Consider the following 15,583-nt stretch of genomic DNA (forward strand, 5'->3'; position numbering starts at 1 on the left):
ATGGACGGGCCTCCGCGAGGAGGCGACGATCCCGACGCGCCACACCTCCGTAACGGGAGCTGACGTTCCGCTTGCGTAAGGTACGCGCCCCCACCCCTCCGTCCCACACGAGGCCATGACCCGTCTCCTCACCCTGCCCGCCGGCCGTCGCGGCAAGTGGATCGTGCTCGGCATCTGGTTCGCGATCCTCTTCGGATCCTTCGCGGCGAACCTCCCCGGCAAGTTCACCGACGCCGAGGACAACAAGTCGACGTCGTTCCTCCCCGGCGACGCCGAGTCGACGAAGGCCCTCGAGGTCACCGAGGAGCTCCAGGACGGCGAGAAGGCGCCGACCGTCATCGTCTACGAGCGCGACGGCGGGCTCACGGAGGCGGATCTCGAGCTCATCCGCTCCGACGTCGAGCAGCTCAACGCCCTCGACTTCCGCAACACCACCGACTTCGTCAATCCGACCGGCCCGGACGCCGACACCGTCTACCAGCTGTCGACGGACGGCACGACCGCGCTCATCGCGAACACGATCGAGGGCGACGGCGAGGCCTCGACGCTGCTCGACCCGGTGGAGGCCTATCGCGAGCTCGTCTCGACGGGCGAGAACGGGGAGTCGCCGCGACCCGCGGGGCTCCAGGTGAAGGTGACGGGGCCCTCCGGCGTCGCCGCGGACGCGATCAAGGTCTTCGAGAACATCAACGGGACGCTGCTCGGGGCGGCGGTGACGCTCGTCCTCGTCCTCCTCATCCTCATCTACCGCAGCCCGTTCTTCTGGTTCTTCCCGCTGCTGAGCGTCATCGTCGCCGAGATCGTCTCGCGGAGCTTCGGCTACGGGATCAGCGAGGCCGGCGCGACGATCAACGGGCAGTCGTCCTCGATCATGTCCGTCCTCGTCCTCGGAGCCGGGACCGACTACGCGCTCCTGCTCGTCGCGCGCTACCGCGAGGAGCTGCGCACGCACGAGGACAAGCACGAGGCGATGGCGCTCGCCCTGCGATCGGCCGCGCCGGCGATCATCGCCTCGGCGCTCACCGTCGCCATCGCGCTCTTCGCGCTCATCTTCGCCCAGGTCAACGGCACCGCGGGCCTCGGTCCGCTCGGCGCGGTGGCCGTCCTCACGGCGCTCCTGGTCCAGCTCACGTTCCTCCCCGCGATCCTCGTCGCCGTCGGCCGGCGGCCACTCTGGCCGCGCATCCCGCACTACGGCGACACGACCAAGACCGACGAGACGCACGGCGCGTGGAGGCGGCTCGGCGAGGCCGTCGCGCGCCGTCCGCGCCGCGTCTGGGTCGGCACGACAGCGGTGCTCGCGATCTGCTGCCTCGGTCTGCTCAACCTCTCGACCGGACTGACGCAGGGCAACGCGTTCAGGGACGACGTCGAGTCCGTCGCCGGCCAGGAGCTCGTCGAGCAGGCGTTCCCCGCCGGCCAGAGCGCGCCGACGGACATCATCGTCTCCGACCCGTCGCAGGTCCCGGAGGTCGTCCGGGCGGTGAGCGCGGTGGACGGCGTCGCGGAGGTCTCCCCGACGCAGTTCAGCGGGGAGCAGGGGACGCTGCTCGCCGCGTTCCTCGAGGAGGACCCGTACTCGACGGCGGCCTACGACCTCATCCCCGACATCCGCGAGGCGGCGAGATCCGCGAATCCCGACGCCCTCGTGGGCGGCCCGAGCGCCGTCGAGAAGGACCTCAGGGACGCGAGCGCCGACGACACGAAGCTCCTCATCCCCGTGACGCTCGTCATCGTCTTCGTCATCCTCCTCGTCCTGCTCCGCGCGGTGACGGCGACGGTGCTCCTCATCGGCACGGTCGTCCTCAGCTTCGGCGCGGCGCTGGGCGTCTCGGCGGTCGTCTTCGACGTCATCTTCGGGTTCCCGGGCTCGGACACCGCGTTCCCCCTGTTCGCGTTCATCTTCCTCGTCGCGCTCGGGGTCGACTACAACATCTTCCTCATCGCCCGGGTGCGGGAGGAGGTCGCCAAGCACGGGACGCGCGAGGGCACCCTGCGCGGGCTCGCCGTCACCGGCGGCGTCATCACGAGCGCGGGGATCGTGCTCGCGGGCACGTTCAGCGTCCTCGCGGTGCTCCCGCTCGTGTTCCTCACCCAGCTCGGCTTCACCGTCGCGTTCGGCGTGCTCCTCGACACCTTCATCGTCCGGTCGATCCTCGTGCCCGCCCTCGTGCTCGACATCGGGGCGAAGGTGTGGTGGCCGTCGTCACTGCGACATGCCCACGAGGAGGCGCCCGCGGAGGCGCGGACGCCCGCCGCGGTCAGCTGACCGCGGCGTCGATCGCGCGGACCTCGTCCTCGTCGAGGTCGATCCCCGCGGCCGCGATGTTCTCCTCGAGGTGCGCGACCGAGCCGGTCCCGGGGATCGGGAGCATCACCGGCGAGCGGTGCAGCAGCCACGCGAGCGCGATCTGGGACGGCGTCGCGCCGCGACGCTCGGCCGCCTCGGCGAGCGGCCCCCCGGGGGCGGCGAGGTCGCCCGAGGCGAGCGGGAACCAGGGGATGAACCCGATCCCCTCGGCCTCGCAGTGCTCGAGGACGTCCTCGGCCGCGCGGTCAGCGGCGTTGTAGCGGTTCTGGACCGAGGCGATCGGCACGATCTCACGGGCGGCCTCGATGTCTTCCACCGTCACCTCGGAGAGCCCGACCTGACGGACCTTGCCCTCGTCGACGAGATCGCGCAAGAGCCCGAACTGCTCCTCACGCGGGACCTTCGCGTCGACGCGGTGGAGCTGCCAGAGGTCGATGACGTCGACGCCGAGGCGGCGGAGGCTCATCTCGACGCACTGACGCAGGTACTCGGGCCTCCCGACGGGGTGCCACTGCGCGGGCCCCGTCCGCACGAGCCCGCCCTTCGTCGCGACGAGGACGTCCCCGTAGCCGGATCCGTCGTGGATCGCCTCGCGGATGATCTCCTCGCTCACGAACGGGCCGTAGGAGTCGGCCGTGTCGATGAAGTCGACGCCGAGCTCGACCGCGCGGCGCACGACCTGGCGCGCGGTCTCGCGGTCCGGCGGCTCGCCCCACACGCCGTCGCCGGTGATGCGCATCGCCCCGAAGCCCAGGCGCGTCACCTCCCGCGTGCCGCCGAGGCTGAACGTTCCGGATGAGGTCGCGGTCGTCATCCGACGACCGTATCGGGCGTCGAGAATCGAGCGGCGACGCGCCATGTTGCTGAGGATGCGCGGCCGTCGTCCGATCTCCGGTCCGATGGCCCTGTTCCCCCCGCGCACGATCGCCCTGCTCGCGAGCGCCGGTCTCGCCACCGCCGCGGCGCCGGCGTCCGCCGCGTCGATCGACACGGACCGCTCCTGCTACAACGAGCGCGCTCCGATGGAGGTGTCGGGGCGCGGCTTCACGCCGGGCACGAGCTGGACGGTCACGACGACCGGGCTCACCGGCACCGGTCTCGTGGGATCGGACGGCGCCTTCCGCTCCCCCGACGCGCCCGCGCCCGTCGTCCTGCGCAAGACCACCCGCCCGACGCGCTTCACGCTCTCGGCCTCGGTCGACGGCCGCCGCGTCGCCACGACCCGCATCCGGGTCGTCAACCTCCTCGCCACCGTCGGCTCGACGAAGGGCAGTCCGACGGGCCGGACGCGCTGGCGCTTCTCGGGGTTCGACCGCGGCAAGAGCATCTACGTCCACGTCCGCCGCGGTGGACGGACGATCAAGACGGTGCGCATGGGGCGCGCCGACCGCAGCTGCGGCCGGCTCTCCGTGCTGCAGCGGCGGCTTCCCGGCCTGCGCTCCTCGCGGATCCGGCCGGGCACCTACCAGTTCGCCGTCGACAGCCGCAAGCGCTACAGCTCGAAGACGCGTCCCCAGTACCGGACGGGCCTCCGCGTGCTGCGCCGCTGACCGCGGGCTGCGCCTACAGGACCGGCAGGTAGCGGTCGAGCTCCCACTGCGTCACCTGGACGCGGTAGTCCTCCCACTCCTGCCGCTTGATCTCGATGAAGCGGTTGAACATGTGCTCGCCGAGCGTGCGCAGCACGAGCTCGGACTCCGAGGCGAGCTCGACCGCCTCGCCGAGCGTCTCGGGGAGCTGCTCGATCCCGAGCCGGCGCCGGTCGTCCGGCGACAGGTGGTAGAGGTTCTTCTCCATCGGCTCGGGGAGCTCGTAGCCCTTCTCGATCCCCTCGAGGCCCGCCTGGAGCAGGACGGCGAACGTCAGGTAGGGGTTGCAGGCCGGGTCGGGGCAGCGGAGCTCCATGCGCGTCGCCTGCTCCTTGCCGGGGTGGTAGAGCGGGACCCGCACGAGCGCCGAGCGGTTGCGCCGCGACCAGGCGACGTACACCGGCGCCTCGTAGCCCGGGACGAGCCGCTTGTAGCTGTTGACCCACTGGGCGAAGATCGCGCTCAGCTCGCGGGCGTGCCGGAGCTGGCCGGCGATGAACGCCTTGCCGACGTCGGAGAGGAAGTAGGTGTCGTCGGCGTCGAAGAACGCGTTGCGGCCCCCGGAGAAGAGCGACATGTGGGTGTGCATGCCGGAGCCGTTCTCGCCGAAGAGGGGCTTCGGCATGAACGTCGCGTGCCACCCGTACTTCATCGCGTACTCCTTCACCGTGATGCGGTACGTCATGCAGTCGTCCGCCATCTTGAGCGCGTCGGCGTACCGCATGTCGATCTCGTGCTGGGACGGACCGACCTCGTGGTGGGAGTACTCGACCTGGATCCCGAGCTGCTCGAGGGCGAGCACGGTCTCGCGGCGCACGTCGGAGCCCGCGTCGAGGGTCGTGAGGTCGAAGTAGCCGCCCTCGTCGAGGACCTCGGTCCCGCTCTTGTCGCGGAAGAGGAAGTACTCGAGCTCCGGCCCGACGTTGAAGGTGTCGAAGCCCATCGAGCGCGCGCGCTCGATCGCGCGGCGCAGCACGTGGCGGGGATCGCCCTCGTAGGGCGTGCGCTCCGGCGTGAGGACGTCGCAGAACATGCGCGCGACGCCCTGGTCCTCCGGCCGCCAGGGGAGGACCGAGAAGGTCGAGGCGTCCGGCATGGCGATCATGTCGGACTCCTCGATCGCGTTGAACCCGGTGATCGAGGAGCCGTCGAAGCCCATGCCGCCCTCGAAGGCGTCGTCGAGCTCCTCGGAGTTGATCGAGAACGACTTCAGCTGGCCGAGGACGTCGGTGAACCAGAGGCGGATGAAGCGGATGCTCCGCTCCTCCACGATCGCCTTCACGTCCTGCGCGCTGGTCGGCTTGTCGGCCACCGTGAGGTCTCCTTGGGTGCTCGCGGGCGGGCGCCGCGAACCCTAGCCGACCTTCGATCGACGGCCGGTCGAGCTCGTCAGGACCGCTGGTCGAGCCAGCGGCCGGCCCAGGACCGCAGCTCGCCGATCACCGGCCCGAGGTCCCGGCCGATGGCCGTGAGCTCGTAGAGCACCTGGACGGGCGGACCTGCGGTGACGTCGCGGCGGACGAGCCCGCGCTCCTCGAGCTCCCGCAGTCGCTCGGAGAGGAGGCGATCGGAGACCGCCGGGATCCCCTGGCCGATCTCGGTGAAGCGCATCGACCCGCCCTCGAGGAGGACGGCGACGATCGCGCCGGTCCAGCGGCGGCCGATGAACTCGATCGCCTCGTGGTACAGGGGGCAGCAGGCGGGGCCACCGGGATCGTCCGGGGCCCCGCGTCGCGTCGCGTCGGTCGCCATCGCGCCGCTGCCGGTCGGCCCGGCCCCGCGCCTACGCGGCGCGGAGCTGGCGAGTGTCTTCCGTCGAGCCGTCGACGGGGACGTCACCGGCGACGTTGATCATCGCGGTGAACGACTCCATCGCGACGAACGCGATCGCCTCGAGGAGCTGCTCGTCGGTCCAGCCGCTCTCGCGCGCCTCCTCGTGGAGGTGCATGGGCGGGCGCTGACGCTCCTCGACGAGCGCGCGGACGTAGCGCAGGAGCGTCGCCTGGTGCTCGTCGCCGGAGTCCCACTCGCGGGCCTTGGCGACCTCGTCGAGCCCGAGGCCCGCCTGGCGGGCGGTGCGGCTGTGCATGGCGATGCCCGGCTGCGAGCCGTAGTGCTCGGCGACGGCGAGCGCGAGGCGCTCGAGGGTGCCGGCCGGGAGGTCGCCGTGACGGAGCTCCTGCCGGAACCGCGCGTAGGCGCGCAGCGCCGCGGGCGAGCCGGCGAGGACGCCGAGGAAGTTCGGCAGCTGGCCGGCCGTCGACAGCGCACCGCGAAGGATCGGGATGGACCCTTCGGGGGCCGTGAGGTCGTCGTGGATCTGGAACCTGCTCATCGCTGTCTTCATGTGCGTGCCTTTTGGGGAAGAGGCTGGTGTGTCGGGGTGGGCGGCCGAGATGAGGTCCGTCCGCACGTCTTTAACTTCACTTAATGAAGTTGCTTACGTGTCGTAAGTGTACGGGGGCGTCGCGCGGATCGCAAGGGGGTTGACCTCGTCGCGTACTACGCGCGGGACCCGCCCCGTGGGTCACTCCGTGGACCCCTCGGAGGCGCCGCGGCCGAGCCGGGCGACCGGAATCGTCGATCGGAGGCGACGTGGGGTCCACACCGCGACCGTGCCCGTGCAGGCGCGCCGGCAAACGCCCCCTGCCCGCACCGGGCGAAGGCGTCGCGACGGCGCTCGCGGGGCGGCACCGTGCGAAGGGGGCCGCAGCGGCCCTCGCGGGAGCGCCGGGCGAAGGCGTCACGAGCCCGAGCGCCTCGTCCGCCGAGGCCGCGGCCGCCGGCTCGACCCGCGCCCGCCGCTGACTAGAGCGGCGCGGCGACGACCGCGGCGTGCGCCTTCGCGCTCGCGGCCGCGATGAGGATGAGCGCGAAGCTGAACGCGACGGCCCACATGGCGATGCGGTCGGGACGCGACCCGACCCGCTCGCTCGGCGTCCGCGACGGCCGGCGGCGCTCGATCTCGCGGAGACGCGGGGCATCGGCGAGGACGCCGGGCCTCCCGGTGATCGCCACCGTGCGCCGCCCCTCCGGACCCGGCGTCTCGACGGCGACGTCGCGACGCGAGCGGGCCGGGAGGTCCTCCTCGGCGAGGACCGGCTCGTCGACCTCGACCACCGGGACGATCGAGACGTCCGGCGCGAGGTCGGGCGCGTCCATCGCCGCGCCCTCCGTCGCCGGGGTGCGGTCGCGCGGCGTCGCGAGCACGTCGAGATCGTCATCGAGCCAGGAGTCGACGCGCCGGCGTTCGCCGACATCGCCCTCGAGGACGATCGTGCGGCTGGTCGTCTCGCGGTCGCCGCCGCTCCCGCGCGTTCCGGGGTGGGCGGCCGCCGACCGGGCGGCGCCGGCCGAGCCTGTCACGCGCCTGCGACGGGGCTGCACGACGAAGTCGGGCTCGTCGCCCGCGGTCCAGTCGTCGATCACCCGCGGACGGCTCATCTCATGCGCGTCCGTCGGCTCTTCGACGAAGGGGGTGTGTGTCGGCATCGCGGGTCTCCGGTCTCTTCACGGCGCCTGCGGGGTGAGCTGACGGGCTCGCGCGGAGAGAGTCGCGCGGCGCCGCGGATGCGGCGCTTCGCCCCAGAAGGAGTGGGTCCCCCGCCCTTCTGCCGACGTGCGGCAGGAGGTTCGGCATGTCCTCGGAACGCGAGGATCGTAGCAGGAAGGGAAACCCCTGCAAACGCGACGAACTTATGTCGCCCTGCACGCGAACCTGCATCCGTCGCCCCCGGACCCGCGGATGGCGACAGCCCCGTGCCGATGCCTGACGGCCCCGTCTGCGGGGGCGTGTTCCCGGCCGTCGGTGTGGGGACGACGTAGCGGATGCCGAGCAGTGTGCCCGGCCCGTCGGACGTCTTCGGTGCGGAGCGTCAGTCGCCGCGGCCGGCGACGGCCTCGACGTAGGAGGCGACGTTCTCGGCCTCCTCGCCGGTGACGAGCTCGGCCGGCATCTGACCCTGGCCGCGCGCGCGGCCGTTGAGGATCGCGTCGAGCGTGAGCTCGGCGGGCGGGCGCAGCTCGTCGAGGTCGGGGCCGACGCGGCCGACCGCGTTCGAGGCCTCGAGCTGATGGCACGACGCGCACTGGACGGCGAAGATCTCGCGGCCCTCCTCCTGCGCGGCGGTGAGCTCGACGCCGCCCGGCGCCTCCGCAGAGCGGTCCTCGGCGTTGACGGCCATGACGATCCCCGGGATCGCGGCGCCGATGCCGACGATGATGACCGTGACGACGAGCGCGTTGATCCGGTTCGCGACGGGGTTGTGACTCGTCGCCTTCTGCCGCGCGGCGCGCGGACCGCCGCTCATCGCGACGAAGAACACGACGAGAGCGATCGAGATGAAGGCGATGACGAGAGCGGCGGTGGCGACCATCGGCGGGGAACATACCGGTCGGCGCGGCACGGCGGCAGGGAGGGCCCGCCGGCGGCAGCGGCGACGCGCCCCCTCGCGGGGCGACCGGCCCTTCGTCCCGCCGCCCCGGCCGGGCGCTCAACGCCGGCGGCCCTGCGCGAAGCTCATGACGGGTGGCGCGACCGCGCGGAACCCGGAGCCGTCGGCCGCGGCCGGGGCCTGCGCCTCTTCCTCGTCCTCGGCGCCGACGAGCGTGAGCCGCCCGCGCCCCGCCTCGGCCCGCGCCCGCTCGAGCTCGCGCTCGTCGAGCGGCGAGAACTCGGCGGACTCCGCGAGGGCGCGCACCTCGGCGAGCGGCCTGTCCGCCGGCGCCTCGAGCGGCACGAGCCGGCGCACGAGCACGTTGATGCCGCCGCCCGCGGCGGGGTGACGCTCGAGCCGGCCCTCGGCGACGACGAGCGGCTCCGTGCGGACCGTCAGGCGGTGCTCCTCGTAGACCGGCGGCGGGACGACGAGGTTGACCGTCCCCTCCTCGTCCTCAAGGAGCATGAAGACGATCCCCGAGGCGGTCCCCGGGCGCTGGCGCGCGACGACGAGGCCCCCGACCTTCACCGGGCTCCCGTGCCGCATCCTCCCGAGGGCACCGCTCGGCACCGCGCCGCGCCGTGCGAGGTCGTCCCGCAGGAGGCCGATCGGATGCGCGTCCGTCGTGAGCCCGGTCGTCGCGTAGTCGGCGATCATCGAGTCCCACGCCGTGAGCCCCGGCAGCACGGGCGCCGCCGGCGCGTCGAGCGGCAGGGCGAGCTGCGTGCCCCCGGACCCGAGCGACCGGCCGGGCGCGACCACCCCGAGCCGCCAGAGCGCCGCCCGACGGCGGTGCCCCTGGGAGGGGACCTCGGCGGCGAGCAGCCCGTCGCACGCCCCCGACCACGCGAGCCGCTCGAGCGCGGCGCGCCCGAGCCCCGAGCGCGACGAGAGATCGCCGACCGACCGGAACGCGCCCGCCGTCTGCCGCGCGGCCACGAGCGCCTCCGCCTCCTCCTCCCGCAGGCCGAGGACGTAGCCCAGGCCGATCCGCACCGCCGCCTTCTCCCCCGGCCCCTCCTGCGTCGCGACGTCGACGACCGTGCACCCGACCGCGCTCGCGTTGACGTCCGGCGGGAGGACCGGCACGCCGCGCCGCTGCGCCTCGTGGACGAGCGCGTCCGGCGGGTAGAAGCCCATCGGCTGCTCGTCGAGGAGCGCGGAGAGGAACTCGGCCGGATGATGGACCCGCAGCCACGTCGACTGGTAGGCGAGGAGCCCGAAGGCCGCGCCGTGGGCCTTCGGGAAGCCGAAGCCCGAGAACCCGACGATCATCCCGTAGACCCGCTCCGCGGTCGCCTCGTCGACGCCGTGCGTGCGCGCCGCACCCTCGATGAAGCGGTCGTGGTACGCGCGGATCGCCGCCTCGGAGCGCTTGCGGCTCATCGCCCGCCGGAGCCCCTCCGCCTCGCCCGGCGTGAAGCCGGCGAACGCCATCGCGACCTCGATGACCTGGTCCTGGAAGATGATGGTGCCGAGCGTGTCCCGCAGCACCGGCTCGAGCGAGGGGTGCTCGTACGGCACCTCGAACGACGGATCGGCCCGGAGCCGCTGGCGGCGGTCGATGTACGGGTTGACCGCGCCTCCCTGGATCGGCCCCGGTCGCACGATCGCGACCTGGATCGTGATGTCGTCGAGCGTCTCCGGCCGGGTCCTCAGCAGCGAGGCCATCTGCGCGCGGCTCTCGATCTGGAAGACGCCGGTCGTCTCGGCGTTCTGGATCGCCCGGTAGGTCTCGGGGTCGTCGAACGGGATCCGCGAGAGGTCGACGACCTCCCCGTGGCGCTCCGCGATGTGGTCGACGCAGCGCTCGACCGCCGAGAGCATCCCGAGCCCGAGGAGGTCGATCTTGAGGAAGCCGGCGTCCGCGCAGGAGTCCTTGTCCCACATCACCATCTGCCGGCCCTCCATCGCCGCGGGGACGACCGGGCAGCAGTCCACGAGCGGCCGCGTCGCGACGATCATCCCGCCCGAGTGCTGGCTGAGGTGCCGCGGCAGGCCCTGCGCCTCGCGGGCGAGCGCGACGAGCCAGGCCCAGCGCCCCTGCCCGGCGCGGGCCTCCCCCACCGCGCTCTCGACGTCGCGGTCGACGTGGGTCGCCGACCAGCCCTCCGAGGAGCGGGCGACGCGCTCGATCTCGCCGGGCGGGAGGCCCAGCGCCTTGCCGATCTCCCGGATCGCCCCGCGCGCGCGGTACGTCGGGAAGGCGGCGACGAGGGCCGACCGATCGTGCCCGTAGCGCTCGTGGATGCGCGGGATGAGCGTCGCCCGCACGTCCCGCGGGAAGTCGAGGTCGATGTCCGGCAGCGAGGTGATCTCCTCGTTGAGGAAGCGCCCGAGGAAGAGCTCGTTCGCGATCGGATCGACGTGCGAGAGGCCGGTGAGGTAGCAGACGATCGAGGAGACCGAGGACCCGCGCCCGCGGCCGGGAGGGAGGAGCGCGCGCGCCGTCCCCGCCCCGCGGACCTCGAGCGCGACCTCGCGGGCGAGCTCGAGGAGGTCGTGGTGGAGGCGGAAGAACCCCGAGAGCCCGAGCCGCGCGATGAGCCGCAGCTCCTCCTCGAGGCGGGCGGCCGCTCGCTCGCGCAGCGCGGCGCCGCCGGGGCCGCCCGCGCCCAGTGCGAGCGGGTAGCGCTCATCGAAGCGGGCGTGGCAGATCCGCGCGAGCTCGCGGTCGGCCTCCTCGTCGTCGGCGCCGGGGTAGCGGTAGCCGAGGTCGCTCGTGAGGTCGAAGCGCAGCGTCTCGGCGAGCCGCGCGGTCTCGGCGACGGCCTCCGGGTGGTCGCCGAAGCGCCGCGCCATCGCCCCGGGCGTCGTGAGGACGTGCGAGTGGTTGCCGCGCCGCAGAGGCTCCGAGGCGTCGAGGGTCGTGTGCTCGCGGATCGCGACGAAGGCATCCTGCAGCCGCGCCCGCTCGCGCGTGTGCGCGTGGACGTCCCCCGTCGCGACGCAGCGCAGCCCGAGCCGCCGCGCGAGCCCTTCGAGCGCGCGGTTGCGCGCGCGATCGTCGCGGGCGAAGGGACGCTGCAGCTCGACGCGCAGGCGCTCCGGCGTGAACGCCTCGCGCAGCCGGCGGAGGGTCGCCTCGTCGTGGACCCCGTGCCGCGCGCACCCGCTGAGGCAGACGAGGCCGTCCGCGTGGTCGAGGACGTCGGCGACGGCGACCGACGGCGGGCGCGCGAGGCGCCGGTCGGACCGCGGACGAGCCCCCCCGCCCTCCCGCGCCGAGCCGCTGCCGTCCCGCGTGTGCGCGTGCGCGCGCGTGAGGAGACGGCAGAGGCTGCGCCATCCCGCCGCATCGCGGACGAGGAGGGTGAGATGACGACCGTCGTCGAGCGTCACCTCGGCCCCGTGGATCGCGCGCAGACCGAGGGCCTTCGCCGCCTGCGCGAACTCCATCGAGCCCGAGAGCGTGTCGTGGTCGGTGAGCGCGAACGCCCCGTAGCCCTGCGCGAGCGCGGCCGCGACGAGCTCGTCCGGCTGCGAGGTCCCGTCGAGGAACGAGAAGGCCGAGTGCGCGTGGAGCTCGACGTAGGACACGAACGCATGTTCGCATTCCGGCCGGACGCCATGCGCCGCCTCGGCCGGCCCCCGCGCGTCACCCGGGACCGACGCAGTCGTCCCTCCGCCGCCATGTGCCGTCCCTCCCCCGCGTCGCCGCGGCGAGGAGGCGGCCGGACCGCTCCGTGCGCGCGGCCGCTCCGCCGACCTTCACCCCGAGCGCGACGTGGCCTCCGCCTCCGGTCGTCGCCTCGTCGGCCTCGTAGGTCCGCACGTGGACGACCCCGTCCGCCCGCAGGCGGGCCGCGAGCGCCGCCGAGACCGGGGCCCGCGAGCGGCCGGGGCGCGGCCCGCCCTCCCGGACGGCCGAGATGAAGTCCGCCGCGGCGGCGAGGTTCCCCGGGTCGGTGAGGTCGAGGTGCTGCTCGACCTCGTAGCGACGCCCGGCGCGGGGCGGGACCCCGAGCGCCTCGACGACGCGACGGGCGGCGCCCGGCACGCTCTGCGCCCCGCGGTACTCGCCGGCGGTGACGACCACGAGGTCGAGCGGGCGGCCCGTGGCGTCCACCTCCACGCCCCACACGTGGTCGGAGCCGAGAGCGAGCGAGCCGGAGGCCCCGCCGCGCGGTCCCGACGTCGCGAGCGAGAGCGCGGCCGTGAGCTCGTTCGCCCGCGAGAGGTAGAGGACGTGGTGACCGGTCGAGCGGATCGCCCGCGCGCCGTCGAGGTCGGTCGCGCCGAGCGTGAGGCCCGTGGACGCCGCGCCGGCGCCGGCGCCCGCCGAGAACGTGACGCCGTAGCCGTGCTCGTAGACCGTCTCGTCCGGCTCGCGCTCGACGCGGTCCTGGATCGCCTTCGGGACGACCGCGCCGAGAAGGCCCTCGAGCAGCCCGGAGATCTCGTCGCGCGACTCGGCGATCCACGTCCGGCCGCGGCCCTCGTGCGCGACGAGCGCCGCCCGCAGCTCGGCGCCGGCGGCGACGAGCCGGGAGCCGAGCGCGAGATGACCGTCGACGCCGACCCCGACGTCGAACCCGAACTCGCTCGTCCGCAGGAGCGTGACGGCGAGCGTCCCGTCCGAGCGCTCCTCGACGAGGGCGAGGTGCTCCCGGCCCACCCGGAAGAAGGCGAGGTTGACGTGCGCGCCCACCGAGGTCCCGTCGGAGCGCACGACGCACGGGGCGCGGTCGCGCTCGCAGTCCCCCGCCGTGACGATGCAGAGCGCGCGGAGGAACTGGGCCCGCACCGAGGCGGCGAGCCCCGGGCCGCGCGCCGCCGCGAGGGCCGCGCCCGCGAGGAGGACGAGCCCGGCGACGACGAGGATCGCGAGGTAGTCGACGCTCGCCTGACCGCACGCGCCGTGACAGCGGCGAGGCGGATGTCGGCGAGGACGCCCGAGCGAGGGGAGCGGCACGCGCGTGAGCGTCGCGCGGCGCGCGTCACGGTTCTACGCGCGGCCCCGGAAGATCTGCGACAGCCGTGTGGAGGTTCTCCGCGCCGTGCTACCGCTGTCGATGCCACCGCCCCTCCTCGAGGTCCCGGAAGACGACGAGATCGCGACCGCAGGCCGTGACGACCTCCCAGTACCGGCGCCGCAGCGGCTGCTCGGTCCACCAGCGGTCCTCGACGAGCCACGACTCCCGCACCGCCTCGACCTCCCGGCCGTCGACGGAGAGCGGCCGGCCGTCGACGGCATCGGCGCGCACGGCGACCGAGACCGGCGCACCCAGCCGCCGGGCGGCCCGCCCGCTCCCGGCGGCTCCGGCCGCCCGGGCCCCGCGATGCCCGACCGCCCTGTCGCCTCGCGGGCTCACACCTCGAACGGCGTGAGGATCGCCCGCCGCTCCGGCACGCGCGAGTCCGGCTCGACGGTGAGGATGCGCAGCGCCGCGTCGGGCCCCGCCGCGACGCGCGCCTGGCGGACGGCCTCGCGCAGGCGCGCCCGCCGCCGCGCACGCGCGTCGTCGAAGAGCGCGTCGCCCGGAGCCGCCGCCGGACCGAAGCGCTCGGCGGCGAGCCGCAGCGACTGCGCCGGCGCGGGCAGCTGCTCGAGCCGCGGACCGAGGGCGAGGCGCATCCGCCCCGGATCGGCGAGCGGCTCGCGGAAGACGACCCGCTCCCGCCACGTCCCGCCCTCGACGAGCCGCGCGGAGAGGACGACCGAGCAGAGAGCGCGACCGCGCCGCTCCCGCCGGGCGAGGAGACGGTCGACGAGCAGCTCGAGCGCCCGCCCGAGCTGCACGCCCGACGCCGCCTCGGGCAGGTCGAGGGACTCCTCGAGCGTCTCCCCCGCGGTCCGCGGGCGCAGGGGATCGTCGGCGCCGCGGGCGAGGTCGCGCGCCCGCAGGCCCGCCGCGCCGAAGCGGTCCGACAGGGCCGCTCGCGGCATCTCCGCGAGCGCGCCGAGCGTCGCGACGCCGAGCCGCTCGAGCGGCTCGACGAGCGCGGCGCACGACGGGTCCCGCCGCAGGAGCCCGACCGGAGCCTCGGCGAGGTCGACCGCGCCGGCGACGACCTCGGCCCGCCGTGACCGCGCGCGGACCGCGCCGGCGACAGCGCAGAAGCGCGAGGGGCCCGCCCCGATGCGCGCCGGTCGCGCGAGCGCCCGGCGGGTCGCGGCCACGACCCCGTCGAGCCACGGCGGCGGCGACGGCCGGCCGGCGCGCGTCGCGACCCTCCCGCCGGAGGACGGCGACCACGGGACGGACGGGCCGAGGCTCGACCCCCCGTGGAGGCGTCGCAGCGCAGCGCCGTCGAAGAGCGCGAGCCCCGGCGGGCCGCTCTCGACCGCCGCGCCGACGCCCTCGAGGGCCTGCAGCGCCTCCTCCCATGCGTCGGCGACGCCGACCGGATCGGGCGGGACGAGGGAGAGGCCCGGGCACCGGGAGAGCGCCTCCCCCAGGCGCATCCCCGGCCGGACGCCGAAGACCTCCGCCGCCGCCGAGACCTCGCCGACGAGCTGCTCGCGCCCCGGCTCCGGCGCGAGCGCCGCCGGGCTCTCGAGCAGCGCCGCGCGCCCGCCGGCGGCGACGACGAGCTCGAAGCGGGGAAGGAGGACGCAGACGATCATGGACGAACACATGTTCGCATCGCCGCCGGACGAACGCGCCGCCAGCGGCCCCCACCCGAGAGTTTTCATCTGGGCAGCCACCGTTGGCTGCCGAGATGCAATCTCCGGCTCGCCCGGCTCGCCCGGCTCCACCGCCGCCGGCGGCCCTCGTCAGCCGAGCGGCGACGGGGCCCCGAACATCTCCCCGAGGCGGGAGGCGACGGCGAAGTCGCCCTCGACGTCGAGGCGCCCCGTGAGGAGCGCGGCGCCGGGATCGAGCTCACCGGCCGCGATCCGCACGAAATCGGCGAGCCCGGTGACGATCGTCACCGCAGGATCCTCGCGCGCGCCCGCGATCGCCGCCGCGCCGTCGAGGCGGCAGGAGACCGTCCACGTCCGGACCCGGTCGTCCGCGGCCCGCAGCTCGTAGCGGAGGTCGCCCGTGAAGCCCTGGGCGCCGGCGGGGTCGAAGCGCCGAGCCATCGCCGCGAAGAGGATGCGCAGCCCGCGGTCGCTTCCGACCATCCGCTCGATCCGCCGGTCGTCGCTGCGGCCGACGAGCGCACGGAGGACCTCCTCGCCGCGGCCCGCGACGAGGCGCTGGGCGAGGTCGGCGGACCGCTCCAGCGACCGGGCCGCGAGCGCGCCGCCGCGCCGGCGGACCCGTCGCGGCCTCCCGACCGCCGTCGAGGGC

The 15,583-nt window shown here is 74.5% G+C and carries 13 protein-coding genes and 1 riboswitch; of the genes, 2 read left to right on the forward strand and 11 right to left on the reverse strand.

Going from position 1 to position 15,583, the window contains the following annotated elements; translation table 11 throughout:
• Positions 1 to 115: 115 nt before the first annotated feature.
• Positions 116 to 2,269: an MMPL family transporter gene (locus ACME2J_RS16295; RefSeq protein WP_495545991.1), complete on the forward strand. Its 2,154-nt coding sequence runs from the start codon at positions 116 to 118 to the stop codon at positions 2,267 to 2,269.
• Here the strand turns inward: ACME2J_RS16295 and ACME2J_RS16300 are convergent.
• Positions 2,262 to 3,125, reverse strand: a complete 864-nt coding sequence (locus tag ACME2J_RS16300; RefSeq protein WP_495545992.1) for an aldo/keto reductase — start codon at positions 3,123 to 3,125, stop codon at positions 2,262 to 2,264. The genes ACME2J_RS16295 and ACME2J_RS16300 overlap by 8 nt on opposite strands.
• Positions 3,126 to 3,210: 85 nt before the next feature.
• On the opposite strand from ACME2J_RS16300, the gene ACME2J_RS16305 reads away from it, so the two are divergent.
• The gene (locus ACME2J_RS16305; RefSeq protein WP_495545993.1) at positions 3,211 to 3,861 is read left to right on the forward strand and encodes a hypothetical protein; all 651 of its coding nucleotides are present in this window, start codon (positions 3,211 to 3,213) and stop codon (positions 3,859 to 3,861) included.
• Positions 3,862 to 3,874: 13 nt separating this feature from the next.
• Here ACME2J_RS16305 and ACME2J_RS16310 read toward each other — a convergent pair whose 3' ends face one another.
• From ACME2J_RS16310 to ACME2J_RS16355, 10 genes are all read right to left on the reverse strand, one after another.
• Entirely contained in the window at positions 3,875 to 5,212 is a 1,338-nt protein-coding gene (locus tag ACME2J_RS16310) for a glutamine synthetase family protein (RefSeq protein ID WP_495545994.1), read from the reverse strand.
• A gap of 77 nt (positions 5,213 to 5,289) precedes the next feature.
• Positions 5,290 to 5,652 carry a winged helix-turn-helix transcriptional regulator gene (locus ACME2J_RS16315; RefSeq protein ID WP_495545995.1) on the reverse strand — a complete coding sequence of 121 codons (363 nt, stop codon included), beginning with the start codon at positions 5,650 to 5,652 and terminating at the stop codon, positions 5,290 to 5,292.
• Between the two features lie 31 nt (positions 5,653 to 5,683).
• Positions 5,684 to 6,235: a carboxymuconolactone decarboxylase family protein gene (locus ACME2J_RS16320; RefSeq protein WP_495545996.1), complete on the reverse strand. Its 552-nt coding sequence runs from the start codon at positions 6,233 to 6,235 to the stop codon at positions 5,684 to 5,686.
• Between the two features lie 473 nt (positions 6,236 to 6,708).
• Entirely contained in the window at positions 6,709 to 7,344 is a 636-nt protein-coding gene (locus tag ACME2J_RS16325; RefSeq protein ID WP_495545997.1) for a hypothetical protein, read from the reverse strand.
• A 57-nt stretch (positions 7,345 to 7,401) separates the two neighbouring features.
• Positions 7,402 to 7,549, reverse strand: a riboswitch (cyclic di-AMP (ydaO/yuaA leader).
• A gap of 226 nt (positions 7,550 to 7,775) precedes the next feature.
• A complete protein-coding gene (locus ACME2J_RS16330; protein WP_495545998.1) occupies positions 7,776 to 8,276 on the reverse strand; it encodes a c-type cytochrome in 501 nt (166 codons plus the stop codon).
• A gap of 117 nt (positions 8,277 to 8,393) precedes the next feature.
• A complete protein-coding gene (locus ACME2J_RS16335) occupies positions 8,394 to 11,879 on the reverse strand; it encodes a DNA polymerase III subunit alpha (protein WP_495545999.1) in 3,486 nt (1,161 codons plus the stop codon).
• 58 nt (positions 11,880 to 11,937) lie between these two features.
• Positions 11,938 to 13,254 (reverse strand): hypothetical protein, encoded by a 1,317-nt coding sequence (locus tag ACME2J_RS16340; protein ID WP_495546000.1) that lies wholly within the window; start codon positions 13,252 to 13,254, stop codon positions 11,938 to 11,940.
• Positions 13,255 to 13,342: 88 nt separating this feature from the next.
• Positions 13,343 to 13,546, reverse strand: coding sequence for a hypothetical protein (locus ACME2J_RS16345; protein ID WP_495546001.1), 204 nt, complete (start codon positions 13,544 to 13,546; stop codon positions 13,343 to 13,345).
• Positions 13,547 to 13,650: 104 nt separating this feature from the next.
• Positions 13,651 to 14,910 (reverse strand): Y-family DNA polymerase, encoded by a 1,260-nt coding sequence (locus ACME2J_RS16350; RefSeq protein ID WP_495546002.1) that lies wholly within the window; start codon positions 14,908 to 14,910, stop codon positions 13,651 to 13,653.
• Between the two features lie 150 nt (positions 14,911 to 15,060).
• Positions 15,061 to 15,583: SCP2 sterol-binding domain-containing protein (locus ACME2J_RS16355; protein WP_495546003.1), on the reverse strand; the 523-nt coding region annotated here is incomplete at its 5' end.

This window comes from Paraconexibacter sp., assembly GCF_059438195.1.

Excerpts from the sequence above, each read along its gene's own strand:
- ACME2J_RS16295 (WP_495545991.1), top strand. The coding sequence starts at position 116 with ATGACCCGTCTCCTCACCCTGCCCGCCGGCCGTCGCGGCAAGTGGATC.
- ACME2J_RS16300 (WP_495545992.1), bottom strand. The coding sequence starts at position 3,125 with ATGACGACCGCGACCTCATCCGGAACGTTCAGCCTCGGCGGCACGCGG.
- ACME2J_RS16305 (WP_495545993.1), top strand. The coding sequence starts at position 3,211 with ATGGCCCTGTTCCCCCCGCGCACGATCGCCCTGCTCGCGAGCGCCGGT.
- ACME2J_RS16315 (WP_495545995.1), bottom strand. The coding sequence starts at position 5,652 with ATGGCGACCGACGCGACGCGACGCGGGGCCCCGGACGATCCCGGTGGC.
- ACME2J_RS16320 (WP_495545996.1), bottom strand. The coding sequence starts at position 6,235 with ATGAGCAGGTTCCAGATCCACGACGACCTCACGGCCCCCGAAGGGTCC.
- ACME2J_RS16325 (WP_495545997.1), bottom strand. The coding sequence starts at position 7,344 with ATGAGCCGTCCGCGGGTGATCGACGACTGGACCGCGGGCGACGAGCCC.
- ACME2J_RS16330 (WP_495545998.1), bottom strand. The coding sequence starts at position 8,276 with ATGGTCGCCACCGCCGCTCTCGTCATCGCCTTCATCTCGATCGCTCTC.
- ACME2J_RS16350 (WP_495546002.1), bottom strand. The coding sequence starts at position 14,910 with ATGATCGTCTGCGTCCTCCTTCCCCGCTTCGAGCTCGTCGTCGCCGCC.